A 25,715-nucleotide genomic window follows, 5' to 3' on the forward strand; every position below is an offset into this window, starting at 1 on the left:
TTTTCGCGGGAGAGGGCTTGAAAGTCAGATATCCTTCGTGATCCCTACGAACACGCCCCGGCGGGGGCCATATTCCGGCGCGCCGACGCCGACGCCGTTGCCGTCGCGGATCTCGTATTTGTGGTCGAGCACGTTGGTGACGTCGAGCCGCACCTCCAGCCCCGGCCCGTCGAACTTGTGGCTCGCGGTCAGGTTGAACTGGGCATAACCCTTCAGGTGCGCGCCGTTGGGAATATCGTCGCCGTTCGGCAGCTCCAGATCGGTGCGCAGGCCCGATCCGTAGAGCATGTCGCCGCCCAGCTTCGATCCGCGCAGGAAACCATCCTCGAAGCTGTAGGAGATGCCCGCCGAACCCGTGTAGGTCTGGTCGTGATCCAGATAGATATAATGGTTGGCGATATACGTGAGATCGCCCGGATCGAAGCTGAACTGGCTGGAGACGATGTCCTTGCCCTGCGCCTTGGCGTAGGCGAAGTTGCCGTAGATCATCCACGGCCCGCGCTGGTAGCTGATGCTCCCTTCGACGCCGTGGATCTTGCCGTGCCGGTAGTTGAACGGTGTCAGGATGATCGGCGCGCCGAACTGGCCCTCGTCGATCAGGTTCTTGGACTTGCGATAATAGCCATCGATGCTGACGGTGAACGCGCCGAACTTCTGTTCCACGCCGGCATCGAAATAATTCTGGCGCTCGGCATAGGGCGTGGTGTCGAGCGCCTTGGGGTCGGTCGGTGCGGCGCTGGTATGCTGCAACGAGGTGATGTCGGTGGTCGCGACATTCTCGAACGGCGGCGGCGAGAAATAGCGCGCATAACCGATGTGGAAGGTGGTGTCGCGCGACGGCTGCCACACCGCGTTGACGCGTGGGCTGAACTGATGCTCGCAGCGATAGCCGCAGTAATGATCGAAGCGGCCGCCGAAGTTGAGCGTCACGGTGGGGACGATCTTCCACTCGTCCTGCAGATAGACGCTCTCGGTCCATTCGGTCGCCGTGTCGTGGGCGAGCAGGCTTTCGGGCTGGCCGGTCTGCGTGAAGACCGTGCCGTCGGCATTGAAGTCGCCGGGGAAGACGAAGGTATCGGTGTCGCTGACGCCGCGATCGCGGCTGACGATCACACCGCCGCGCAGCGTGTGGTGATCGGAGATCTTGTAGGCCGCCTCGGACTGGATGCCGACGGTGAAGTCCTGTTTCTTGGCATCCTGCGCCTGCCCGTTGAACAGCAACTCGCCGGTGACGTCCGGCCGATACACCAGCTCCGAATAGCGCGCGTAAAGCGAGGTCTGCCAGGTGAAGGCGCCGTCATGGTGCAGCCACGAGACCGCGCCGAAGCCGGTCCGCTCCAGTTGCCGCTCGTTCAGATCGTTGGAAAGATAATCCTTCTGCCCGTCGATGTTCCAGCCGGGGTTGCCGTCGGCGGCGTGCAGGTCGCGCGGGTTGGGGATCTGGAAATAGTCGTTGGAGAAGCCGCCGAGGAAGGAGACGCGGTCGCTGTCGCTGACGATGTGATCGACATAGGCGAAGGCGTTTTCCTGATCGGTCTTGTCGTGCAGCGGGTTGGATGAGCCGTCGACGCTCTCGATGCCCAGGCGGTTGTGGGTGTAGCTGCCCGAGACGAAGTAGTTGGTAGAACCCGTGGAGCCGCCATAATCGAAGCTCGGCTCGATCGTGTCGTGGCTGCCGCCGTAGAGGCTGATCTCGCCCTTGTTCTGGAAGCCGGTCTTGGTCGTGATGTCGACGATGCCGGCGGTGCGCAGGCCGTATTGGGCGGGCAGCGCGCCGGTCAGCAGGTTGAAGCTGTTGATCAGCCGGGGGCTGAGCGTCTGGCCGAACACCGCGAGGCCTTCCGGCAGGATGGTGCCGTTGATGCGATATTGCAGGCCGTTATGGTCGTCGCGGACGTGGAGCTGGCCGAAGCCGTCCTGCACGACGCCCGGCACCTGCAGGATCAACTGGTTGAGCGGCTGGTTGTCGCCGCCGGGCAGCTTCTGGATGGTCGCCTGGTCGACCCCGTAGGCGGTGGCGCCGAGCGACGGCTGGATCGAGGCGCGTGCCTCGTCGAGCTTGTGGCCGGTCACGACGATCGCCTTGGCGTTGCTGGCCTTCGCGGCGGCGGCGTCCGCATCCTGATCGGTAGTCACCGGCGGCGAGGCCGCGGCATGGGCGGCGGCAGGCAAGGAGAGGGCGGCAACACTGATCAGCAACGCGAACTTGGGGGACATGCGAATCTCCGGAAACGGGTCGCCGCGTGAGATAGTGTATCATCACATATGCCGCCAAGTGAAAAACGGGTAATGGACGTATCCCTTCGCACCTGCGGCATAAACGCCACAGCGATTTGTCACCTTGAAACCGCCGCGCCTTTTCCACATCTCTCCGAGATACGGGGAGGCTGGGGTGAAACATTTTCTAGGTTCAGCATGGCGGCATAGCCGAAAGGCGGCGTTCGCCCTTCTGCTCATGGTGATCGTCGCCGGCCTGGCGCAAACGCTGCCGGCGGATTTCGCGTTGTGGATGGGCGCCGAGACACTGGCCTATCTCGACGTGGTGATCGGCGTCGCCTTTGTAGCCTCGATGACGAAGGTCGGCCCGCTTCTCGCTTACCTGCGCGTTCGAAGCACCGGCCTGGTCCGCCGCGTCAAAAGACGTGCGCGGCGGTCTTCGGCGCGAAGATTGCCGTCGCCGCCCGACGAGGAGGGGCCAGCTTTCGCCCTCGCGTGACACTTGCCAACGACCGTCCAAGGGATCACTCGGGCGGGCATGACGGGGATGCAGGAAAGAGGCTGGTGGAAACAGGAGGTGCGCGCGACGCTGGCGCTCGCTTACCCGCTGGTGCTGACCAACCTCGCGCAGGCGCTGATCCCGTCGACCGACGTGGTGCTGCTCGGCTGGGCGGGGCCTCGGGTGCTGGCGGCGGGTGCGCTCGGCGTGAACCTCTACAATGCCTGCATGATCTTCGGCGTCGGCGTGATGATCGCCGCTTCGCCGATGATGGCGAAGGCGTTGGGCCAACGATCGCACAACGTCCGCGAGGTGCGGCGCACCGTGCGGCAGAGTCTGTGGGCGGCGGTGGCGCTGGTCATCCCGATCTGGCTGCTGCTCTGGCATGCGGAAGGGCTGCTGCTGCTGTTCCGGCAGGATCCGAAGCTCGCGCATGAGGCGTCGCATCTCGTGCGGCCGATGATGTTCGGGATGCTGCCGCTGTTCGTCTATCAGGTGCTGAAGTCGTTCGTCTCCGCGCTGGAGCGGCCCGGCTGGGCCTTCGCGGTGGGGGCGTTCGCGGTCTTTTCCAACGCGATCCTCAACTACGCGCTGATCTTCGGGCACTTCGGTCTGCCGGCACTCGGCTTGTTCGGCGCCGGGCTGGGGAGCACCATCTCCAACAGCGTGATGGCGCTCGGCCTCGCCATCGTGGTGACGCGGCACAAGCGCTTCCGCCGCTATCATCTGTTCGGCAATTTCTGGAAGGCGGACTGGCCGCGTTTCATGCACGTGTGGCGGCTGGGCTTCCCGATCGCGGTGACGCTGGGGATGGAGGTGACCATCTTCAACGCCGCCGTCTTCCTGATGGGCCTGATCGGCGAGCCGGAACTGGCGGCGCATGCGGTGGCGATCCAGATCGCCTCGCTCTGCTTCATGGTGCCGCTCGGCATCGGGCAGGCGACGACGGTGCGGGTCGGGCTGGCCTATGGCCGGCGGGACCGGGTGGGCGTGACCCGCGCGGGCTGGGCGGCGTTCGCCGTGACGATGGCCTTCATGGTCGCGCTGGCGGCGCTGATGCTGCTGGCGCCGCGCCTTCTGGTCGGGCTGTTCATCGAGGCGCGTACGCCGGCCGACGCGCATGTCGTCGATCTCGCCGTGGCGTTCCTGACGGTGGCGGCGTTGTTCCAGCTGGTCGACGGCGCGCAGGCGGTGGGGGCGGGGATGCTGCGCGGCATCCACGACACCGCCGTGCCGATGGTGTTCGCGGCGCTCGGCTACTGGGTGATCGGCTTCGGCACAGCGATCCTGTTCGCCTTTCACCTCGGCTGGGGCGGGGTGGGCGTGTGGATCGGGCTGGCGGCGGGCCTCGCCACGGCGGCGGTGCTGATGATGACGCGGTGGAGCCGGCGCGAGAAGCTTGGGCTGATCTAGACGCGGGCCAGCTTCACCAGCGCCCCGTCGAGCGCCTGCAGGAAGCGCGAGCGATCCTCTTTTGAGAAGGGCGCGGCGCCGCCGATCTGGTCGCCACCGGCGCGGAGATCCACCATGATCGCGCGCACCGCGATGGCGCTGCCGATCGAGGCGGCGGTGAAGGGCTTGCCGGTCGGCGCCAGCACCGCCGCGCCCGCCTTGAGACAGCGATCGGCGAGCAGGATGTCGGCCGTCACCACCACGCAGTCCGGGCCGGCCAGCTCGGCGATGCGATCGTCGGCGGCATCGAGCACGTTGGTGACGGTCTCGCGGTGGATCAGCGGGTGGGGCGGCACGCGCAGGTGCGAATTGGCCACCAGCGTCACCGGTACCTCGCGCCGGAACGCCACCTTATAGACCTCTTCCTTGACCGGGCAGGCGTCCGCATCGACGAGGATTCTCAACGGCGCGGACCCGGCCGGGCGCCGCGCGGCGGCGGCCCGCCGCGACGATGGCGATGCGGCGCGCCGGGACCGTTTGAGGCCGGACCGCCCCGCGCCGGGGCTCCGCCGGGCGCCGGCTCGATCGTCACGTCATTGTCGTCCTTGCCGGCGGTGCGCTTGACCGACTGCTGGAAGCGCTGGGCGGCGGCAGGGTGGATCTCGAACAGGGTCTCGTTCGGCATGATCCGGATCGCGCCGACCTCGCTTTTGGTGATGTGGCCGCGCCGGCAGAGCAAAGGCAGCAGCCAGCGCGGATCGGCATTGTGCTGGCGGCCGACGTCCATGCGGAACCAGACACCCTCGATCCGCTCGCGCCGCTCGGGCGGCCCGGCGTCGGAGCCTTCGACCAGCGATTCCGGCGCGGGCAGCTTGGCGCGGTGCGCCTGCACTAGCATCGCGGCGATATCCTCGGGCGTGCGCTCGGCGATCAGGCGCTCGGCCAGCGCGCGATCCTCCTCCTCGATCTCGACGGGAAGGAGCAGCGTCTCGATCAGGCGCTCGCGATCGGCCTTCATCACCTCTTCGGCACTCGGCGCCTGCATCCATTGCGCGTTGATGCGCGCGCCCTTCAGCATCGCGTCGACGCGGCGGCGGCGCGGATAGGGGACGATCAGCGCGGCGATGCCCTTCTTGCCGGCACGGCCGGTGCGGCCGGAGCGATGCTGCAGCGTCTCCGCGTCGCGCGGCAGTTCGACGTGGATGACGAGGCTGAGCGAGGGCAGATCGATGCCGCGCGCCGCGACATCGGTGGCGACGCAGACGCGCGCACGGCGGTCGCGCAGCGCCTGCAGCGCGTGGTTGCGCTCGGACTGGCTGTGCTCGCCCGACAGCGCCACCGCCGAGAAGCCGCGATCGGCGAGGCTGGCATGCAGGCTGCGCACCGCGTCGCGGGTCGCGCAGAACAGCATCGCGGTGTCCGGCTCGTGCAGGCGCAGCAGGTTGACCACCGCATTCTCGATGTCCGAGGGCGCGACGGTGACGGCCTGGTAGCTGATGTCGCCATGGCCGCGATCCTCGCCCACCGTCGAGATGCGCAGCGCATCCTTCTGGTAGCGCTTGGCCAGCGCCACGATGGGCTTGGGCATGGTCGCGGAGAAGAGGAGTGTGCGGCGACCCTCGGGCGTCGCGTCGAGAATCTCTTCCAGGTCCTCGCGGAAACCCATGTCGAGCATCTCGTCGGCCTCGTCGAGGACGGCGACCTTGAGCTGCGACAGATCGAGCGCGCCGCGCTCGAGATGGTCGCGAAGGCGGCCGGGCGTGCCGACGACGATGTGCGCGCCCTGCGCCAGGTTGCGACGCTCCTTGGATGCGTCCATGCCGCCGACGCAGGTGGCGATCCAGGCGCGCGCCTCCTTGTAAAGCCACATCAGCTCGCGGCTCACCTGCAGCGCCAGCTCGCGCGTGGGGGCGATGATCAGCGCCTTGGGCGGGCCGGACGGGCCGGCGCTCCCGGCCTCGTCGAGGATCTGCTCGGCGAAGGCGAGGCCGAAGGCCACCGTCTTGCCCGAACCGGTCTGGGCGGAAACGATCAGGTCGCGGCCATGGGCCTCGGGCTCGATGACGGCGGCTTGCACGGCGGTGGGCGCTTCATAGCCGCGCGCGCGCAACGCCTCCGACAGGGAGGCGGGAAGACTTGAAAAGGGCATGGCGCGCCACATGGGCCTTTTTGGCGAGAAGGCAAGGAGAATCTGCCAAGCTCGATCGGTGATGGCAGCGCTGCCATAAAGGCTTGCGGCTCCGCTGCCATCTGTTACCCATGGTCGCCGAGAAGGCCGGCAACCGGCCGGCACATGGATCGGGAGGGGGCGATGCGCCAGGGCGCGACGTCATCATATGCGGGTTTCATCGCGCTGATCAGCGGCGTCGCCACGATCGGCGGCTTCCTGTTCGGCTTCGACAGCGGCGTGATCAACGGCACCGTCGAGGGGCTCGCGCAGGCGTTCCACACGACCAGCGCGGGCACCGGCTTCAACGTCGCCTCGGTGCTGCTCGGCTCTGCGGTGGGCGCGTTCGCGGCCGGATCGCTGGCGGACGTCTATGGCCGCCGCTCGATCCTGATCATCTCGGCGGTGATGTTCTTCTTCTCCGCGATCGGCGCGGGTGCGGCCACCGGCTCCGCGATGTTCGTCGCCGCGCGGCTGCTCGGCGGCTTCGCGGTCGGCGCGGCCTCGGTGCTGTCCCCCGCCTACGTGGCCGAGGTGACCCCGGCAGCGACGCGCGGCAAGCTTTCGACGCTGCAGCAGATCATGATCAACGTCGGCCTGCTGGGCTCGTTCATCTCCAACGCCCTGCTCGCGCATTTCGCCGGCAGCGCGACGCATCCGCTGTGGGGTGGCCTTGAGGCATGGCGCTGGATGTTCTGGATGCAGACCATCCCCTCGGCGGTCTTCTTCTTCGCGCTGCTCACGATTCCGGAAAGCCCGCGCTATCTCGTCGCGCGCGGCCGCAGGGACGAGGCGCATGCCGTGCTCGACAAGATCATGGACGATGCCGAGGCGAAGCAGAAGATCGGCGAGATCGAGGCCTCGCTCAACCGCGATCACAAGCCGAGCCTCGCCGATCTCAAGGACCCGGCCACCGGCCGCATCCGCAAGGTGGTGTGGGCGGGCGTCGGCATCGCCGCCTTCCAGCAGCTCGTCGGCATCAACGTGATCTTCTATTACGGATCGGTGCTGTGGCAGTCGATCGGCTATACCGAGGCGGCGTCGCTGGGCTTCAACATCCTGACCGGCGTGCTGGCGGTGATCTCCTGCCTGATCTCGTCCAACCTCGTCGACCGGGTCGGGCGTAAGCCGCTGCTGCTGGTCGGATCGGCGGGCATGGCGGTGACGCTGGTGATCGTCGCGATCGCGCTTTCCACCGGCACGACCGACGCCGGCAACAAGCTGACGCTGGCCTACACGCCCGGCATGATCGCGGTGGTGAGCGTCTACGTCTATTCGATCTTCTTCAATCTCAGCTGGGGGCCGGTCGTCTGGGTGATGCTGGGCGAGATGTTCCCCAACCAGGTGCGCGGATCGGCGCTGGCCGTCTCGGGCCTGTCGCAGTGGGTGGCGAACTTCGCCATCACCATGACCTTCCCGATCCTGCTCGCCTCGATCGGGCTGGTCGGCGCCTATGCGGTCTATGCCTTCTTCGCGGCTGTCTCGATCCCGTTCGTGGCCAAGCTGGTTCAGGAGACTAAAGGCGTCGAGCTGGAGGCGATGCAGGGCTGAGCTTATACGGAACGGATCACGGGACGGCGCGCTTCGTCCCGTGATCGATCGGAAGGAGAGGCCCGATGCTCGTCCTGCACACCTGGACCACGCCCAACGGGAAGAAGGTACCGATCCTGCTGGAGGAGCTGGGCCTCTCCTACGAGATCCACTTCGTCAACATCGGCAAGGACGAGCAGTTCGAGCCGGAATTTCTGGCGATCTCGCCCAACAACAAGGTGCCCGCGCTGGTCGATCACGGCGCGGAGGGTGGGCCGCTCTCCATCTTCGAAAGCGGCGCGATCCTGACCTATCTGGCCGACAAGCATCACAAGTTCCTTGCGCCGTCCGGCCATTCCCGGTGGAAATCGCAGGAATGGCTCTATTGGCAGATCGGCAGTCTCGGGCCGATGCTCGGGCAGCTCGGCTTCTTCGCGGTGCGCTCCAAGGAAAAGGCGCCGCTCGCGATCGATCGCTTCACCGAGGAGTGCGGGCGGCTGCTCGGCGTGATGGAAAGGCGGCTGGCGAAATGCCCTTATCTGGCGGGCGAGGAGTACACGATCGCGGACGTCGCCTGCTATCCGTGGATGGTCGGCGCCACGACGATGCTCAAGGACGCGCTCGGCGAGCATCTCGACAAGAAGCCCGCCATCGATCGCTGGATGCAGGAGATCGGCGGCCGCCCCGCCGTGCAGCGGGGCATGGCGATCAAGCCGCCGGCGGGGATTTAGCCGGTCTCACCCCCAACCGTTCGTGCTGAGGAGCCGCTGAGCTTGTCGAAGCGGCGTCTCGAAGCACAGCCGCAGCGCATGCCCTTCGAGACGGGTCTTCGACTTCGCTCAGCCCCTCCTCAGGGCGAACGGCGTTGGGAACAAGTTTACGTCAGCCCGCCGCCCAGTGTCGAATAGAGCGTCACTAGGTTGGTCTCGCGCTGCAGGCGGCTCGTCACCAGCGCCTGCTGCGCGATGTAGAGCGTGCGCTGCGCATCCAGCGTGGTCAGGAAGCTGTCGATGCCGCTCTTGTAGCGGGCCAGCGACAGCGTCGCCGCTTTCGAGGCCGCATCGACCTTGTCCGATCGCGCCCCGACCTGCTCGCCGATCGTGCCGCGCATCGCGAGTGCGTCGGAGACTTCGCGGAAGGCGGTCTGCACCGCTTTCTCGTAGGTGGCGACCGCCGCCTGCTTGCTCGCCTGCGCATAGCGGAGGTTGGCGAGGTTCTTGCCGAAATCGAAGATGGTCTGCGTCGCCGATCCGCCCGCGCTCCATGTCCACGCGCCACCGGTGAACAGGCCGGTCAGCGCGGTGGAGGCGGTGCCGGCGGCGGCGGTCAGCGAGATGGTCGGGAAGAAGGCCGCGCGCGCCGCGCCGATATCGGCGTTGTAGCCCTTGAGCAGGTCTTCGGACTGCAGGACGTCCGGGCGCTTGAGCAGGATCGTGGAATCGAGCCCCGCCGGCAGGTCCGCCATCGTGAAATCGCCCGTGCCGATGCCGGACGGCAGAAGATCGGCGGTGACGGTGGTGCCGACCAGCAGGTTCAGCGCATTCTGGTCCTGCGCGATCTGGGTGGTGAGCTGCGCCACATCGTAGCGCGCATCCTGCAGGTTGGTCTCGGCCTGCTGCACGTCGAGCTCGGAGGCGATGCCCTTGTCGAACTGCGCGCGGGTGATGCCGACCGTCTGCTGGTAGGCGGTGAGCGTCTGCTTCGACAGCGCGAGCTGATCCTGATCCGATCCCATCGTCAGCCAGGCGCTGGCAATCTCGGCGATCAGGCTGATGCGGGTGGCATCGGCACCGGCCTGGCTCGCGAAATAGGTCTCCTGGGCGGCCTTGGTGAGGTTCCGCACGCGGCCGAACAGATCGAGCTCGAAGGCGGAGATGCCGATGTCCGCCGAATAGCTGTGGCGCGTTCCCCCGCCGGTCGACGAACCGCTGGACGTCGAATTGCCGTGGCTCACCGTGGCGGCGGCATTGGCATCGACCGTCGGGAACAGGTCGGCGCGCTGGGCGCGATACTGGGCGCGCGCCTGCAGGATGTTGGCCGCCGCGATGCGCAGATCGCGATTGTTGGCGAGGCCGAGCGCGATCACCTGCCGGAGCTTTTCGTCGGTGAAGAAAGCCTTCCAGCCGATCGCGGCGACGTCCTGCGTGCCGGCGGCGGCCGGATAGGCCGGCCCCTGCGGGAAGCTCGAAGGCGCGGCGAGCGCCGGCCGCTGGTAATGCGGCGCGAGATCGCAGCCGGCCAGCATGGTGGTGATCAGGAAGAGGGGAAGAAGGCGACGGTGCAACGGCCGATTCCGTGAAATTGTCTTTCCCTTGACCCTGCTGAACACCAGCGGCAGGCGAATGGCAAGCGGCAGCGTCACCAAATCGTCCTTTCGTCGCATTACGGATGCTTCATTGGGTTTTGGGCGCGGGTGATGCTACCGGCGCCCGATGAATACCGCCGGGGGGCGGTCCGGGACCGGATGTTGAGCCAAGCGTCGTTGCCCATTGCCGAAGATCGCGGGTCGCGCCGTCTGCTGGCGTCGATCCACGATGTCGGCCCTCGCTTCGAGCGCGAGGTGGATCAGCTCGCCGATCGCCTGTCGCGCCATCTCGGCGGACCGCGCTTCGCGATGCTGGTGGTGCCGGATCATTGGGGGCAGGCGCCGCTGGTCGGCGCGCGCGCCTTCCAGGCCAGATTGCGGGAGTGGGCCGACGGCGGCGTCGAGATGTTCGTGCACGGCTGGACGCATCGCGACGACAATCGCTCAAAGGGCTTCAGGGCGAAGCATATGACGGCGGGCGAGGGCGAGTTCTCCGCCCTGTCCCAGGCCGAGGCGCTGCGCCGCATGACCGAGGGCCGCGCGCTGATCGAGGATATCACAGGCAAGCCGGTCGCCGGCTTCATCGCGCCGGCCTGGCTCTATAGCCCGGGCGCGAAGGCGGCGCTGGGCGAGGCGGGCTTCGCCATGGCCGAGGATCATATGCGCGTCTGGCGGCCTGCCGACGGCGCCGTTCTGGCCAAAGGCCCGGTTGTCACCTGGGCGAGCCGCAGCCGGTCGCGCATTCGCTCGTCGCTGGCTTTCTCGGCAGTGGCGCGCACCGCGCTCAGGCCGCTGCGCACGCTGCGCATCGCGGTTCATCCCGGCGACACGACCGTCCCGGCATTGCTCGACAGCATCGACGCGAGCCTCGCCGCCGCCATGCGGGATCGCACCGCCGGCCGCTATTCCGATCTTGTGAAGAGGAAATGAGCTTGGAGATCAGCCACGAGCGCATGCTGCGGGACGGCGAGCCGGTGAGGCTCGACGACTGGATCGAGCATGGCGGCCCGACCCCGCAGCTGGAGGCGCTCGCCACCGGCGCGCCCAAGTGGCGGCAATGGCTGGGGCCGGTCCTCTCCTTCGCGATCGTCGGCGCGGTGCTGTTCAAGATCGGGGGCATCGATTACGCGCGGATCGCCGCGATGCTGCCGCTCAACCCGTTGTTCTGGATGGCCTTCGCCGCCGCCTACATGGCGCAGCCGGCGACCGAGTGGGTGATCTTCCGCCGTCTGTGGAACCTGCCCGGCACCGCAATCTGGCCGCTGATGCGCAAGCAGGTCGGCAACGAGGTGTTGCTGGGGTATATCGGCGAGGTCTATTTCTACGGCTGGGCGCGGCGCAATGCCGATCTTGTGGCGGCGCCGTTCGGGGCGATCAAGGACGTCACCATCCTGTCCGCCATGCTCGGCAACCTGACCACGGTTGTGGCGCTGATGATCGGCTGGCCCTTGCTCGCCGAGTTGCCGGCGGGGCTGCACGTGCAGGCGCTGAGCGGATCGATCGGCGTGGTGGTCGTCACCTCGCTGGCGGTGATGCTGTTCCGCCACAAATTGTTCAGCCTGCCGCGCCGCGATCTGTGGTTCGTGTCGGCGATGCATCTGCTGCGTATCGTCGGCGGTACGGTATTGTCGGCGACGATGTGGCATATTCTGGTGCCGTCCGTGGCGCTCGCCTCGTGGGTGATGCTGGCGACGCTGAGGCTGCTGGTGAGCCGCCTGCCGCTGATCCCCAACAAGGAACTGGTGTTCGCCGGCCTGGCCCTGTTCCTGATCGGCCGCAACGCCTCGGCGGCGGACGCCATGGCGCTGATGGCGGGCCTGTTCCTCGTCACCCACCTGGCCGTTGGCCTCGTTCTGGGGGCGGGAGAGCTGGTCGGCACGGCGCGCAAGGCGGCGACTGCATGAGGATCGTCGACGTCTGCGCCTTCTACGCCCCGCGCGGCGGAGGGGTGAGGACGTATGTTGATCGCAAGCTGGCGGCGGGTGCCGCTTACGGCCACGAGATCGTCGTGGTCGCGCCGGGCGAGGAGTATCGCACCGAGGTGCGGGGCGAGGGCGCACGGATCGAGTGGATCCCGGCGCCGAGGATGCCCTTCGATCGCACTTACCGCTACTTCCCCGATCAGGAGTCCATCCACGCCGCGCTTGACCGGCTGAAGCCCGATTTCGTCGAGGCCTCGTCGCCCTGGCGCGCTGCCGAGGCGGTGGCGAGCTGGCGCGGTTCGGCGCCTCGGGCGCTGTTCATGCATGCCGATCCGCTGGCGGCGTATGCCTATCGCTGGTTCGGGCCGGTCGCGAGCCGCGAGGCGATCGACAAGGGTTTCGACTGGTTTTGGCGGCATCTGCGCCGTCTGGACGCGCGCTACGATCTTGTCGTGAGCCCCAGCCGCAGCCTCGCCGACCGGCTGGCCGAGGGTGGTCTGCGGCAGGTCGTCACCAATCCGCTGGGGATCGCGTCGGGCGAATTCTCGCCGGCGCATCGCGACGAAGGGCTGCGCGCCGAACTGCTGCGCCGCTGCGGCCTCGGGTCCGATGCCACGCTGCTGATCGGCCTCGGTCGTCATGCGCCGGAGAAGCGCTGGCCGATGGTGGTCGACGCCTGCATGGCGGCCGGCGTCGAGCGGCCGGTCGGCCTCGTCCTGATCGGTGGCGGACGGGACAAGGCGAAGGTGATGCGCCACGTCGGCGGCAATCCGCATGTGCTGCTGCTCGCGCCGGTGACGGATCGTCCTGCGCTGGCGCGACTGCTGGCGAGCGGCGACGCGCTGATCCACGGCTGCGAGGCGGAGACCTTCTGCCTCGTCGCGGCCGAGGCGCGAGCGTCGGGCCTGCCGGTCATCGCCCCCGACCTGGGTGGGGCGGCCGATCATGCACGCGACAGCGGCGGCGAGGTGTATCGTGCGGCGGATGCATCGTCGGCGGCGCAGGCGGTGGTGCGGCTGATCGATCGCGGCGTGGCAAGGCTGGGTGCCGAAGCGCGTGCGAGGGCGGGCGGAACGCGCAAGCTGGACGCGCACTTCGCCGAACTGTTCGCGAGCTACGAAGCGATTGCGAACGGCGCGCGGGTCGCCGCCTAGATCTCCAGCTGACTGCCCAGCTCGACCACGCGGTTCGAAGGGAGCTTGAAGAATTCCATCGCGCTCTCCGCGTTGCGCATCATCCAGGCGAACAGCTTCTCGCGCCATACCGCCATGCCCGGCTTGTCGGAGGCGACCAGGGTCTGGCGGCCGAGGAAGAAGCTCGTCTCCATCAGCTTGAAGGGCGGGCCGCATTCGCGCGCCATGGCCATCGCGGCCGGCACGTCGACCTCCTGCATGAAGCCGTATTTCAGCACGATGCGGTAGAAATCCGGCCCGAGCTCGGTGAACTCCATCCGGTCGGCATCGTCGACGTGCGGACGGCCCATCACCTTCACCGTCAGGATCACGATCCGTTCGTGAAGCACCTTGTTGTGCTTGAGGTTGTGGAGCAGCGCCGGCGGCGCGCCTTCGGGCGAGGCGGAGAGGAACACTGCGGTCCCCGGCACACGGCGTACCGACTTCGACGCCGTCTTGATGAAGAGCTCAAGCGGCATCGCGCTCTCGAACAACCGCTCGCGCAGCAGGCGGCGGCCGGTCGCCCAGGTGGTCAGCACCGTGAAGGCGCAGGCGCCGACCAGCAGCGGGAACCAGCCCCCGTCGGGGATCTTCGTCACGTTCGAGGCGAAATAGGCGCCATCGACGATCAGGAAGGCGCCGACCAGCAGGCCGGCCGCCCACTTGTTCCACTTCCAGATGGTGAAGACGAGGATGCCGACCATCAGGCTGGTGATCACCATCGTGCCCGTCACGGCGATGCCATAGGCCGAGGCGAGGTTGCCCGAGGATTTGAAGGTCAGCACCAGCATCAGCACGAAGATCAGCAGCAGCCAGTTGACCAGCGGCACGTAGATCTGTCCGGCGGCGCTCGCGCTGGTGTGGGTGATGCGCAGGCGCGGCAGGAACCCGAGCTGCACCGCCTGCTGCGTCACTGAATAGGCGCCCGAGATCACCGCCTGGCTGGCGATCACGGTCGCGATGGTGGCGAGGCCGATGAGCGGGAGCTGTGCCCAATCGGGGGCGAGGCGGAAGAAGGGATTGTCGATCGCCTTCGGATCGTCGAGCAGCAGCGCGGACTGGCCCAGATAGTTGAGCAGCAGGCAGGGGAAGGCGACGTAGAGCCATGCCACGCTGATCGACTTGCGGCCGAAATGGCCCATGTCCGCATAGAGCGCCTCGGCCCCCGTCACCGCCAGCACCACCGATCCGAGCGCGAGGAAGGCCAGCTTCGGATCGAGCAGGAAGAAGTTCAGCGCCCACCAGGGATTGATCGCGGCGAGGATCGACGGATCGCGCAGGATGCCGCTGAGCCCCATGATCCCGATGATCAGGAAATAGAAGAGCATCACCGGCCCGAAGATGATCCCCACCTTCGCTGTGCCGTAGGACTGGATCAGGAACAGCCCGATCAGAATCACGATCGAGATCGGCACCACCCATTGCGCGAAGCTCGGCCCGACGATTTCCAGCCCCTCGACCGCCGACAGCACCGAAATGGCCGGCGTGATGATCGCGTCGCCGTAGAAGAGCGCGGTCGCCAGCACGCCGAGCAGGACGATGCCCTTGGTCCACTTGATCTTGCCGGAGCGCACGATCAGCGCCAGCAGCGCGAGGCTGCCGCCCTCGCCGTCATTGTCCGCGCGCATGGTGACGAGGACGTACTTGATCGTCACGACCAAAGTCATCGTCCAGAAGATCAGGCTGAGCACGCCGAAGATGTGCGGCCGGTCGATCGCCAGCGGGTGCGGGCCGGCGAAGCTCTCCTTGAGCGAATAAAGCGGCGAGGTGCCGATATCGCCGAACACCACGCCGATTGCGCCCAGCGCCAGCGGCAACATCTTGCCCGAGCCGTGCTCGGAGGAGGAATGAGTGGTGTCTGTCATGGATGTCCGTTGGGCGTGAACGCGCGGGCGTCGCTATGGGGCTTGTCCATATCGAAATCCATGTCCGGCCGTTAGCTTCGTGGTGGCGTTTCGAGGGATCGCATTAAATCCGCATAAAGTCCGCGTGTGGCGGGACGCAAAAAGAAAGCCCGCCGCACGGATCGTGCGACGGGCCTCGAGGGGGGAGTGGGTTCGGCCGAAGGGGTCCGGCCGAACCTGAACTCCGGGGGAACTTAGAAGCGAAGCTGGCCGAACAGACCGATCTCGCTGTTGGTGGCGCGCTGGCCGCTCAGCAGCGTCACGCTCGGCGCGTTCTGGTTGCCCAGAGCCTCCGAGATCAGGCCGTCGTTGGTACCGACCTCGCGCTTATAGACCAGGGCCAGGTCGACGATCTTGACCGGCTCCCACTGGATACCGGCATTGAAGTAATGCTGCTTGAAGTCGTCGTTGGTGGTCTTGTTCGGCGTGATGTGGTCGTAGCGACCGAACACGCTCCAGGTCTTGGCGAAGTTCACGTTGCCGAACACCGTCCAGCCGTCGGCCTTGTCGGTGGCGACCGTGTTGGTGTTCTTGTAGTTCTTGGCGTGGAAATATTCGCCGCCGATCGTGAAGAGCTTGGTCTTGTAGCCAGCCGCCGCGTCCAGGCGGGTCGCGGTGCGGATGTCGCGGGTCGCGCCGCCCGGCAGCGCGATCACGGCGCCCTGCGTGTCGTTGCCGAGCTTGCCCGAATAGCCGCCGACGCCGGCGAAGAAGCCCTTGTAGCTGGTCGAGACGCGGCCTTCGAAGTCGACCGACTTCGTCACCTTCACGTTGCGGTAGCCACCGCCGTCGATGACCGAGAACTGATAGCTGAACAGGCCGCCCGCGAGATCGCCGAGGACGTGGATGCCCCAATCGGCCGAGGTGCCGTAGCCCGTGCGGTCGATGAGCGTGTTCTCGATGTGGCGATAGCCGTACTGGTTCTCGATCCACGGCACCCACGGCAGGTCGGCCGCGCCGGCGCGGATGATGAAGGCCGGGTTCAGCTTGGCCTGGAGATAGGCCTTCTTCACGTAGAAGCCGCGGCCGACGAGCGCGGTCGAGTTGGCCGGCGCAGCCGCGCTGTTCGCGTTGAAATTGTAGTTCGAGGTCGAGCCGACGACGTTCGAGATGTCCATCGTCACGTTGCCCGAGAAGATCGGGCTGAACGTGTGATCGATGCCGATGTACATCCGCTTGACGTCGAAGCCGGTGCCGTTGCCGGCGGTGCCGCCGGTCGTCCGCTTGCCGTCGATCTTCTGCGTGACGTTCGAGAAGTTGAAATACATACGGCCCGAGATCGACGTGCTGTTGGCCCAGGCGAACTTCTCCTTGGGCAGCTGCGCGGCGAGCTGCGTCTTCACCTGCGACGGCACCTCGGCGGCCTGCGTCTGCGCGGCGGCGGCCGTGGTCTGCGCCTGCGCGGCGGTCGCCTGCGCGGCGGCGGCGGTGTTCTGCGCCTGGTTGATCTGCGCGGTCGCCTGCGCCGAGTTCTGCTCTTGTGCGTCGAGTCGCGCGGTCAGAGCCTCGACCTGCGCCTTCAGCGCTTCGATCTCGGCGTTGGTGCCGTTGCTGCGCGCGGCAGCGTGGCGCTTGGCGGTGTGCTTCACCGGCTTGGCGAGCGCCGGGCCGGCGGCGATCATCGCGATACCCACGCTCGCGCCTGCGAGCAGGTTGAATTTGCTGGTCATGAAAAGCCCCTTTCGAAAGCCCGCCGCTCGCGGGCCGTCGAGGGGGCGGGTAGCCCTCCACGGTGACTCGTCTGTGATGGAAATGTTACGGATAAGTGACAGATGTCACAGGTGCATCCATGCCACACCCACACTGATCGAGATCAATTGCATTTATATATGGCGCTGATACGCACTTGCGCCGTGGCACGTGGCTGGACGATCCCGCTTCTGCGCTCGGAGCGCTCGGTCAGCCGGTTCGTGCTGGCGTGCATGGCGTTGGGATTCATCGCGCTGATCGGTTCGGCGGGCACCGCCGGCTGGTTCGTGATGAAGGCGCAGGACCACGCCACCTGGGTGGAACACACCTATGAGGTGGAGCGGCGCATCTCGACGCTGCGCGTGCTGATCGAGCGGCTGGAGGTCGCGCGTCGCGGCTATCTGCTGTCCCATCGGCAACAGACCAAGGACACCTTCCTCACCACGGTGAAGGATGAGGTGCCCCTCGTCTCGGACCTGCGCCGCCTCACCGCCGACAATCCCGTGCAGCAGCAGAATCTTGATCGGTTCCAGGCGCTGGCGGTCCAGCATTTCCAGCTGCTTTCCCGCTCGCTGGTGCTGGCGGACAAGGCGCCGGAACTGGCGGCCGCCATCTTCACCCACGATCAGAGCCTCGGCGTCACCCGCGATCTGCGCGCCGTCACGGCTGCCATGTTGGAAGAGGAGAACAGGCTCCTCGAACAGCGCATCGCCGCCCAGCGCGAGGCGGTGAACATCCTGTTCTACGTCCTTGCCTTTGCCGGCGCGCTGGCGGTGGCGACGGCGATCTTCTCGATCCTCGTCCTGCGCCGCTACACCGGCAGCCTTGTCGCATCGCGCGAGGAGGTGCTGCAGCTCGCCGACGAACTGGAGGATCGCGTCGAGGAGCGGACCCGCGACCTTTCCCGCGCCAACGAGGAAATCCAGCGCTTCGCCTATATCGTCAGCCACGATCTGCGCTCGCCGCTGGTCAACGTGATGGGCTTCACCGGCGAGCTGGAGGCGGCGACCAAGCCGCTCGCGGCGCTGGTCGACAAGGTGGAGGCGGAGGCGCCGCAGCTGCTCGATCAGGACGCGGCGGCGGCCGCGCGCGAGGATTTGCCGGAATCGATCGGCTTCATCCGCACCTCGACGCAGAAGATGGATCGCCTGATCAACGCGATCCTGCGCCTGTCGCGCGAGGGCAAGCGCGTGCTGACGCCCGAGCGGATCGACCTCGGCCAATTGGCGGACGCCGTCGTCGCCTCGCTCCAGCACCGGCTCGACGAACTGGGCGCAGTCGTCACGGTGCAGCGGCCGATGCCGTCCGTCGTCGCCGATCGCCTCGCGGTGGAGCAGATGCTTTCCAATCTCGTCGAAAATGCGGTCAAATATCCGAAGCCCGGCGTGCCGGGGCGGATCGCGATCTCCGCCGCGGGTGATCGCGGGCGGGTGGATATCGCCGTCGCCGACAACGGTCGCGGCATCGATCCGCGCGATCACGAGCGGATCTTCGACCTGTTCCGCCGTTCCGGCCAGCAGGACCAGCCGGGTGAGGGAATAGGCCTCGCGCATGTCCGCGCGCTCGCGTACAGGCTGGGCGGCTTCATCAGTTGCAAGTCCGCGCTCGGGGAGGGTGCGACCTTCACGCTCAGTCTCCCCGCGCAGCCCACCACCCAAGGATAAAGTCATGAACGCCCACCAGCCCGTCACCATCGTGATGATCGAGGACGACGAGGGCCACGCCCGCCTGATCGAGAAGAATATCCGCCGCGCGGGCATCTCGAACGACATCAAGCATTTCACCGACGGCACCTCGGCGCTGGCGCATCTCTACGAGGCGCCCGACGGTCCGGCGCTCAACGGCCCGGCGCTGATCCTGCTGGACCTCAATCTGCCGGACATGTCGGGCACCGATATCCTCCAGAAGATCAAGGCGGAGGGCAATCCGCTGCGTCGCACACCGGTGATCGTGCTGACCACCACCGACGACAAGGTGGAGATCCAGCGCTGCTACGATCTCGGCGCCAACGTCTACATCACCAAGCCGGTGGACTATGAGAATTTCGCCACCGCGATCCGCCAGCTCGGCCTGTTCCTGGCGGTGATCCAGGTGCCCGACATCGAGCCGGAGGGCTGACGCTACCCGATGCAAGGCGCGCGCATTCTCTATATCGACGACGATGCCGGCCTATGCCGGCTGGCGACGCGTGCGTTCGAGCGGATGGGCTGCACGATCGACACTGCGCAGAGCGGCGCCGAGGGCGTCGCCAAGGCGGCGCTCGGCGGGTTCGACCTGATCGCGGTCGATCACTTCATGCCCGGGCAAGATGGCCTCGAGACGCTGACCCAGATCCGCGCGCTGCCGGGCGCACCCCCGGTGGTGTACGTCACCGGATCGGAGGACAGCCGTATCGCCATCGCCGCGCTCAAGGCCGGCGCCGCCGACTATGTGATCAAGACGATCGGCGAGGACTTCTTCGCGTTGCTCGGCTCCGCCTTCCAGCAGGCGCGCGCCAAGCAGCGGCTGGAAGTCGCCAAGGCGCAGGCCGAAGAGGAATTGCGCCACAGCAACGCGCGATTGGAGACGCTGCTCAAGGAGGTGAACCACCGCGTCGCCAATTCCCTGCAGCTGGTCTCCGCCTTCGTCCACATGCAGTCGGCCGCCTTGCCCGACGCCGCGGCGAAGAGCGCGCTGCAGGACGTGCAGCGCCGCATCCAGGCGATCGCGCAGGTCCACCGCCGCCTCTATACCGGCGACGCGGTCGATACGGTGGCGATGGACGATTATCTGGCGGCTTTGGTCGCCGAGCTGCAGGAAACCTGGTCGACGCCCGCCGCGCCGCGCGTGCTGACGCTCGCCAGCGAGCCGATCCGGATGAAGACCGATCGCGCCGTCTCATTGGGCGTGATCGTCAACGAACTGGTGTCGAACGCCTGCAAATATGCCTATCCGGCGACCGGGTCGGGCGAGGTGCGGATCGCGCTGACCCGCGATGGCGAGGATCGCTTCCTGCTCAAGGTGGAGGATGACGGCTGCGGCATCGAGGCGGACGCCAAGCCCAAGGGTACCGGTCTCGGCACCAAGGTCGTCCGCGCGATGGCGAAGAGCCTGCAGGCCCAGCTCAGCTACGATCTGGAGCATCGCGGCGTGCGAGCGATCCTCAGCGCAGCGTGCTGACCGGGTGACATAAAGCCCGTTCGTGCTGAGGAGCCGCTGAGCTTGTCGAAGCGACGTCTCGAAGCACGGCCGCAATGCATGCCCTTCGAGACGGGCCTTCGACTTCGCTGCGCTTCGCTCAGTCCCTCCTCAGGGCGAACGGATTTTGCTGGAAAAACTCAGTGCGCCGCGACCACACCCGGCCGGCGTGTGTCCATCGGCGGCAAATCGAACAGCACCTCCGACTTTTCCGCCTTCACCCAAGCCAAGGTCGGATCGATCGGGCCGTCGAACGCGATGCCGAGTCGGCCCTTCGCGCCCCAGCGGATATGCCCGGCGACATGGCCGAGACGCGGCAGCTCGATCTCGACCAGATCGTCGACGCGCGGCGGATAGGCGCATTCGCACATCATCCCGCCGCTCGATATGTTGCGGATCTTGATCGGCATGCGGTTGCCGGCATTCGCCTTGCGGATCGAACCGGTGAGCAGAACCGAATAGCGATGCTCGCGCTCCACCTGCCGGGGCGTCGCGGCGGCGGGGTCTGCATCGGGCACGAGCGAGAGGTGGGCGGTGCTGGACATGGCGGAATGATACGCTCGCGTCGGTGAAAGGCTGGTAAACGCGCCGCTCACCATGCGACCAATCATGCTATTCGGGAACGCTCTCTCCGGACCCACCGAGTTCCGCCGGGAAGTCCCTGAGCTTCGGCAGGCCGTCCTTCATCGGCAGCACCGTCTCGGCGTAGTTCACATGCACGGCGGGCGCGAAGGCGAGATCCGGGATCGTCGCCGCGAACACGTCGACCAGCTCGATCGGCGGGTGCCGGGTCATCAGGTGGCCGCCGCACTTCGTGCAATACTGGCGGTGGCTGAGCGCGGTCTTGGCGAAGGTCGCGACATGCTCCTCGCCGCTCGTCACGGTGACGGCATCGGGTTTCCACAGGCTGAAGGCGTTGACCGGCCCGCCCGACCAGCTGCGGCACGAACGGCAATGGCAATAGCCCATCGCCTCGGGCTCGCCCGAAACCTCGATCGTCACCGCGCCGCAGAAGCAGCTGCCCGTATAGGTCATGATGCGCCTCCCCATGGAAAGCCCTCTCCCGCTTTTCGCGGGAGAGGATTGGGTGAGGGTCTTCTTCTTTTTGTCTTCGGGCAAGAGGGTCGAAGGAAGAAGACCCTCACCCTCGCCACCGCCGCGCGGCGGGTCCTCTCCCTCTCCCGCAGGCGGGAGAGGGCTTATGTTTACTTCTTCGCCGGAACCGGGAAGCCGTCCTCCCGCAGCGTCGCGTCGATCGTCGCGTCGCGGCCTCGGAAGTTGCGGTAGGCGATGGCCGGGTCGATCGTGTTGCCGACCGACAGGATATCGGTCTGGAAACGCTTCGCCGTCGCCGGATCCCAGGGCGAGCCGGCCTCGGTGAAGGCCTCGAACGCATCGTTGTCGAGCGTCTTGGCCCACAGATAGCCGTAATAGCCCGCCGCATATCCCTCGCCCGAGAAGATGTGGCCGAATTGCGGGATGCGGTGGCGCATCACGATCTCGGAGGGCATGTCGATCTCGGCCAGCGTCGTCTTCTCGAACGCCTTAGGATCGGTGACGGTGTCGCCCGCCAGATGCAGCTTCATGTCGACGATCGCCGAGGCTTCGGTTTCCACCACCGAGAAGGCGGTGTTGAACGTCGCCGCCTTCTTGATCTTCGCGACCAGCTCGGCGGGCATCTGCTCACCCCTGGCGTTGACGAGGAAGTGCAGCACCTCCGGCGTCATCAGGTAATGCTCGTTGAACTGGCTGGGGAATTCCACGAAGTCCCTATCGGTGTTGGTGCCCGACAGCGAACGATAGGTGACGTTCGAGTTGAGCCCGTGCAGCGCGTGGCCGAATTCGTGGAACATCGTGTCCGCGTCATCCCACGAGATCAGCACCGGCTGGCCGGGCGTGCCCTTCACGAAATTGGCGTTGTTGGAGACGATGGTCGGCACGTCGCCGTCAACGCGGCTCTGCTCGCGCCAGGCGTTCATCCATGCGCCACTGTTCTTGCCGGCGCGCGCGTACGGATCGAAATACCAGAGGCCGACATGCTGACCGTTCCGCTTCACCTCGTAAACGGTGACGTCGGGTTGGAAGACGGGGAGTCCTTCCACCTTGGTGAAGGTGAAGCCGTAGAGCCGGTTGGCGGCGTAGAACATCGCCTCGCGGACGTGATCGAGCTGCAGGTAGGGCTTCACCTCGTTGAGATCGAGGTCGTACTTCGCCTTGCGGACCTTCTCGGCATAATAGCGATAGTCCCACGGCGCGATCTTGAAGCCGCCATGCTCGGCATCGACGATCTTCTGCATCTCGGCGACGTCCTTGTGGACCTGCGCGACGGCCGGCACGAACATCGCCATTTCGAGATCGAGCGCGGCCTGCGGCTTCTTCGCCATCGTGTCGGCGAGGTGCCAGTCGGCATAGGTCTTGTAGCCCAGCAGATTGGCCTTCCGCGTGCGCAGCTTCAGGATCTGGACGACGATCGCGTTGTTGTCGTTGGCGTTGCCCATGTCGCCGCGCGACGTCCACATGCGGAACGCCTTTTCGCGGAGCGCCCGGTCGGACGAATAGGTGAGGAAGGGCTCGACCGCCGAGCGGGTGTTGGCGATGCGATACTGGCCGGCGGGGAGCTTGTGGCCCTTTGCGTCCTCGGCATAGCCCTCGATCTGCGCGTCAGGCAGGCCGCCGAGCTGATCCTTGGTGAGGGTCAGCGCGTAATTCTCCTCGTCGGCCAGCTCGTTCTGCGCGAACTTGGTCTGGAGCGAGGCGAGCTGCTGGTTGACGTCCGCCAGCTTGGCCTTGTCTGCGGGCGAGAGCCTGGCGCCCTGCTGGGCGAAATTGTTCCAGGTGACCCAGACGAGGCGCTGCTGCTCTGGCGTCAGCTTCGCCTTGTCGGGCGAGTTGTAGACGGTGTCGATGCGCGCGAAGAGCTTGGCGTTCTGGGTGATCTTGTCCTGGAAGCCCTGCAGGATCGGCGACATCTTGGTGTCGACCGCCTGGAAATCGGGCGTGTTCAGATTGCCTTCCCAGATGCCGTAGAGCGCATAGACGCGGTTGAGCGCCTCGCCGGATTTCTCCAGCGCGAGGATGGTGTTGGCGAAGGTCGGATGGGCCGGATTGTTGGCGATCGCGTCGATTTCCTTCTGGTCCATCGCCATCGCGGCGGTCAGCGCCGGCTCGAACTGGGCGACGGAGTAGGTATTGAAGGCCGGTTCGCCGCCATAGGGGCCGGTCCACGGCGCGAGCAGCGGGTTGGCGGGGGCCGCAGGCGTGGCGGCGTGCGCGGCGCCGACGATGAGGCCCGCGCTGGCCGCGCCGAGCATCAGCTTCTTGATCATGATTGTTTGAACTCCCTGGTGCGGCGCCGTCGCGCGCGCTTCTCGATCCGAGGGCGGTGTGTTGCCCTTGTGCTACAGAATGGAGCGGGATGGGGGTGGGGTCAACCACATCCGTTCGCACTGAGCTTGTCGAAGTGCTGACCTTCTTCTGCGACCTCCAACGAAGGAAGGGCAGGGCTTCGACAGGCTCAGCCCGAACGGAGCTCTCAGTTCGGCCCGTTCCCCTCCGCATGGCCGCGCGACATGGCGGGCGTCACCGGCGGCGTGTTGCTCGACGCGCTCGCCACGATCTCGTCGTACCAGGCGGCAAGGTCGCGGTGCATCATGCGCAGCGCGTCGGGATTGAGGTAGGCCATGTGGCCTGAGGGATAGTAACGGAAGGCGATGTTCTGCGCCTGTGCCGACTCGAGGCCCATATGGTGCAGGTCGTATTCCGTGCCGAAGAAGGGCGTCGCCATGTCGTAATAGCCGTTCAAGGACAGCAGGTGGAGATAGGGGTTGGTCCGCATCGCCGCCGAGATGTCCACCGCCACGTCCGGCGCGGCCTGCTTGCCGCGGCCGCCGCCCGGCGCGTCGTGCGTCCAGTCCCACTTGAAGCCGTCCAGCCCGTAGGCGGAGACGCGGTAGGGCATGTCGGTGCGGTAGTTCAGCTCGCGCTGCACATAATCGTTGAAGCTGGCGATGAACGCACCCGAGATCGCGGTGTCGGACGCGTCATATTCCGGCCGCTCGCCCGCCGCATCCGCGTCGATGCCGGTATAGCGGCTGTCGTAGCGGCCGACGGTCAGCCGCTGGTCGCGCAGCAGCTCCTTCTGGAAGCGGGCGAGATCGACGCGCAGATTGGCATCGAGGATGAATTGCGGCGAGAGGCCGGTCAGCGCCGCCATCTGCTGCGCGATCTGTGCGCGCGTCTGCGGATCGAGCGCCGACCCTTGAGCCAACGCGGCCGCGTAGGGGCCGGACGCCCATTGCTTCGCCTGCTCCACCACGGTCGCCACGTCGGCGGGCGGGTTGGCGAGCTTGTGGTGATACCAGGCCGTCGCCGCGAAGCTCGGCAGATAGTTGATGTAGATCTGGTCGAAGCCGGGCTGTCTGATGCCGTAGTTGAGGATCGACGACAGGATCACCGCGCCGTTCAGCGCCATGCCGCGATCCTGCAGCAGATAGGTCAGCGCGCCGGTGCGCGTGGTGCCGTAGCTTTCGCCGAAGATTACCTTGGGGCTCTGCCAGCGGGCGTTCTTCGTCACGTAGCGCATGATCGCGCGGGCGAAGCCGTCGGCATCCTGATCGACGCCCCAGAAGTCCTTGTCCTTCTTGTCGCCCAAGGCACGCGAATAGCCCGTGCCGATCGCATCGACGAACACCATGTCGGTCTTGTCGAGCAACGTCTCGGGATTGGGGCCGAAGGCGTAGGGGGCGGGCTTGATATATTCGGGGCTGGCGGTCTGCACGCGCTCGGGCGCGAAGCTGCCCATGTGCAGCCACAAGGTCGAGGAGCCGGGGCCGCCATTGTAGAAGAAGGTGACGGGGCGGCGTTTGTAGTCCTTCACGCCGTCGGCCGTGTAGGCGACGTAGAAGACCGAGGCGATCGGCTTGGCATCGTCGTCGCGGATCGTGAGCGTGCCGGCGGTGGCGGTGTATTTCATCGGCCCGGCATGGGTGGTCGCGACATGGTGGGTGACGGAGGTCTGCTCCATCACCGGGGGCTTCACCCAGCCGGCCTGCGCATCGTCTTCCTTGTCCTGCTCATGGCCCTTGGCGACGGCGGACTTGTCGTCGGTCTTGCCCGGCTTGTCCTGCGCGATGGCGAGCGAGGGCAGGGCGATCGCGGCGGCGAGCGCGAGGAGCGGCAGGCGGATACGCATCGGGGGGAGTCCTCTTTGTGGTTCACACAAACGGCAGGCCCCCCGGCCCCGTGCCGCACATCCGTATAACAGCGCCTCTTGCTGCAATGCGCAAGACGGAAATGCTACAGGAAGGGCGCCGCTACCTCCGGCGGGATACGCAGGGGGCGGCCGGTCGCCTTGTCGAGCATCGCCCATGTCGTCTTCGAACGGACGTGCGGCTTGCCACCCTCGCCGACGAACTCGACGAAGCGATCGAAGCGGGCGCCCGTGGGGGCATCGCCCACCCACGTCCGCGCCGTCACCGTGCCGCCGGGGCCCAGGCCGCGCAGATAGTCGATCTCGTGCCGCACGACGACCCAGACATAAGCCGCGATGTGCGCAGGATCGGCGGTCGCGGCCCAGTGCGCGGTCGCGACGTCCTGGATCCAGCGGACCCACGCGGCATTGTTGACGTGGCCGAGCTCGTCGATCTCGGCGGGGGTGGCGGTAAAGGGGAGGATGAAGACGGGGCGATCGGTCATAAGCGAGCGTGACCTTAGCCCTCTCCCGCTTTTCGCGGGAGAGGGTT

General features: G+C 66.6%; 21 protein-coding genes. 10 read left to right on the forward strand and 11 right to left on the reverse strand.

Annotated elements, in window-relative coordinates:
- Window positions 1–24: 24 nt before the first annotated feature.
- A complete protein-coding gene (locus tag HZF05_RS12655) occupies window positions 25–2,217 on the reverse strand; it encodes a TonB-dependent receptor (RefSeq protein ID WP_160366720.1) in 2,193 nt (730 codons plus the stop codon).
- Between the two features lie 238 nt (window positions 2,218–2,455).
- On the opposite strand from HZF05_RS12655, the gene HZF05_RS12660 reads away from it, so the two are divergent.
- Window positions 2,456–2,716, forward strand: coding sequence for a hypothetical protein (locus HZF05_RS12660; protein ID WP_160366721.1), 261 nt, complete (start codon window positions 2,456–2,458; stop codon window positions 2,714–2,716).
- A gap of 39 nt (window positions 2,717–2,755) precedes the next feature.
- Complete coding sequence (locus HZF05_RS12665) at window positions 2,756–4,129, forward strand: MATE family efflux transporter (RefSeq protein ID WP_160366722.1); 1,374 nt, start codon at window positions 2,756–2,758, stop codon at window positions 4,127–4,129.
- Here HZF05_RS12665 and HZF05_RS12670 read toward each other — a convergent pair.
- Both HZF05_RS12670 and HZF05_RS12675 read right to left on the reverse strand, forming a co-directional pair.
- Window positions 4,126–4,572 (reverse strand): YaiI/YqxD family protein, encoded by a 447-nt coding sequence (locus HZF05_RS12670; protein WP_160366723.1) that lies wholly within the window; start codon window positions 4,570–4,572, stop codon window positions 4,126–4,128. The two genes, HZF05_RS12665 and HZF05_RS12670, sit on opposite strands and share 4 nt — an antisense overlap.
- A complete protein-coding gene (locus HZF05_RS12675) occupies window positions 4,569–6,257 on the reverse strand; it encodes a DEAD/DEAH box helicase (RefSeq protein WP_160366724.1) in 1,689 nt (562 codons plus the stop codon). Before HZF05_RS12675 ends, HZF05_RS12670 begins: the two co-directional genes overlap by 4 nt.
- Before the next feature lie 162 nt (window positions 6,258–6,419).
- Here HZF05_RS12675 and HZF05_RS12680 point away from each other — a divergent pair, with 162 nt between their 5' ends.
- Complete coding sequence (locus tag HZF05_RS12680) at window positions 6,420–7,826, forward strand: sugar porter family MFS transporter (RefSeq protein ID WP_160366725.1); 1,407 nt, start codon at window positions 6,420–6,422, stop codon at window positions 7,824–7,826.
- A 65-nt stretch (window positions 7,827–7,891) separates the two neighbouring features.
- Window positions 7,892–8,536, forward strand: coding sequence for a glutathione S-transferase family protein (locus HZF05_RS12685; RefSeq protein WP_160366726.1), 645 nt, complete (start codon window positions 7,892–7,894; stop codon window positions 8,534–8,536).
- A 146-nt stretch (window positions 8,537–8,682) separates the two neighbouring features.
- On the opposite strand, the gene HZF05_RS12690 is transcribed toward HZF05_RS12685, so the two are convergent.
- A complete protein-coding gene (locus tag HZF05_RS12690) occupies window positions 8,683–10,089 on the reverse strand; it encodes an efflux transporter outer membrane subunit (RefSeq protein ID WP_246331956.1) in 1,407 nt (468 codons plus the stop codon).
- 183 nt (window positions 10,090–10,272) lie between these two features.
- Here HZF05_RS12690 and HZF05_RS12695 point away from each other — a divergent pair, with 183 nt between their 5' ends.
- From HZF05_RS12695 to HZF05_RS12705, 3 genes are read left to right on the forward strand one after another with little or no spacing between them, the layout of a single operon-like run.
- Window positions 10,273–11,040, forward strand: coding sequence for a DUF2334 domain-containing protein (locus HZF05_RS12695; protein WP_246331957.1), 768 nt, complete (start codon window positions 10,273–10,275; stop codon window positions 11,038–11,040).
- A gap of 2 nt (window positions 11,041–11,042) precedes the next feature.
- Window positions 11,043–12,014: a hypothetical protein gene (locus HZF05_RS12700; RefSeq protein WP_181638861.1), complete on the forward strand. Its 972-nt coding sequence runs from the start codon at window positions 11,043–11,045 to the stop codon at window positions 12,012–12,014.
- On the forward strand, window positions 12,011–13,186 hold the full coding sequence (locus tag HZF05_RS12705) for a glycosyltransferase (RefSeq protein ID WP_160366729.1): 1,176 nt from the start codon (window positions 12,011–12,013) through the stop codon (window positions 13,184–13,186). Before HZF05_RS12700 ends, HZF05_RS12705 begins: the two co-directional genes overlap by 4 nt.
- On the opposite strand, the gene HZF05_RS12710 is transcribed toward HZF05_RS12705, so the two are convergent.
- On the reverse strand, window positions 13,183–15,069 hold the full coding sequence (locus HZF05_RS12710; protein ID WP_160366730.1) for a potassium transporter Kup: 1,887 nt from the start codon (window positions 15,067–15,069) through the stop codon (window positions 13,183–13,185). The genes HZF05_RS12705 and HZF05_RS12710 overlap by 4 nt on opposite strands.
- A gap of 233 nt (window positions 15,070–15,302) precedes the next feature.
- Window positions 15,303–16,778, reverse strand: coding sequence for a hypothetical protein (locus tag HZF05_RS12715; protein WP_160366731.1), 1,476 nt, complete (start codon window positions 16,776–16,778; stop codon window positions 15,303–15,305).
- Window positions 16,779–16,937: 159 nt separating this feature from the next.
- On the opposite strand from HZF05_RS12715, the gene HZF05_RS12720 reads away from it, so the two are divergent.
- The 3 genes from HZF05_RS12720 to HZF05_RS12730 are packed head-to-tail and all read left to right on the forward strand — an operon-like array spanning window position 16,938 to window position 19,956.
- Window positions 16,938–18,461, forward strand: coding sequence for a sensor histidine kinase (locus HZF05_RS12720; RefSeq protein ID WP_160366732.1), 1,524 nt, complete (start codon window positions 16,938–16,940; stop codon window positions 18,459–18,461).
- Between the two features lie 4 nt (window positions 18,462–18,465).
- The gene (locus HZF05_RS12725; protein WP_160366733.1) at window positions 18,466–18,915 is read left to right on the forward strand and encodes a response regulator; all 450 of its coding nucleotides are present in this window, start codon (window positions 18,466–18,468) and stop codon (window positions 18,913–18,915) included.
- A 9-nt stretch (window positions 18,916–18,924) separates the two neighbouring features.
- Window positions 18,925–19,956 carry a histidine kinase dimerization/phosphoacceptor domain -containing protein gene (locus HZF05_RS12730; protein WP_160366734.1) on the forward strand — a complete coding sequence of 344 codons (1,032 nt, stop codon included), beginning with the start codon at window positions 18,925–18,927 and terminating at the stop codon, window positions 19,954–19,956.
- Between the two features lie 158 nt (window positions 19,957–20,114).
- Here HZF05_RS12730 and HZF05_RS12735 read toward each other — a convergent pair whose 3' ends face one another.
- From HZF05_RS12735 to HZF05_RS12755, 5 genes are all read right to left on the reverse strand, one after another.
- On the reverse strand, window positions 20,115–20,519 hold the full coding sequence (locus HZF05_RS12735) for a PilZ domain-containing protein (protein ID WP_160366735.1): 405 nt from the start codon (window positions 20,517–20,519) through the stop codon (window positions 20,115–20,117).
- 67 nt (window positions 20,520–20,586) lie between these two features.
- Window positions 20,587–21,009 (reverse strand): GFA family protein, encoded by a 423-nt coding sequence (locus HZF05_RS12740; protein WP_160366736.1) that lies wholly within the window; start codon window positions 21,007–21,009, stop codon window positions 20,587–20,589.
- A gap of 170 nt (window positions 21,010–21,179) precedes the next feature.
- Complete coding sequence (locus tag HZF05_RS12745; RefSeq protein ID WP_160366737.1) at window positions 21,180–23,300, reverse strand: M3 family metallopeptidase; 2,121 nt, start codon at window positions 23,298–23,300, stop codon at window positions 21,180–21,182.
- 206 nt (window positions 23,301–23,506) lie between these two features.
- The gene (locus HZF05_RS12750) at window positions 23,507–25,165 is read right to left on the reverse strand and encodes a S10 family peptidase (RefSeq protein ID WP_160366738.1); all 1,659 of its coding nucleotides are present in this window, start codon (window positions 25,163–25,165) and stop codon (window positions 23,507–23,509) included.
- A gap of 104 nt (window positions 25,166–25,269) precedes the next feature.
- Window positions 25,270–25,668: an acyl-CoA thioesterase gene (locus HZF05_RS12755; RefSeq protein ID WP_160366739.1), complete on the reverse strand. Its 399-nt coding sequence runs from the start codon at window positions 25,666–25,668 to the stop codon at window positions 25,270–25,272.
- Window positions 25,669–25,715 lie beyond the last annotated feature (47 nt).

Source organism: Sphingomonas chungangi (assembly GCF_013778325.1).
Classification (GTDB): Bacteria; Pseudomonadota; Alphaproteobacteria; order Sphingomonadales; family Sphingomonadaceae; genus Solisphingomonas; species Solisphingomonas chungangi.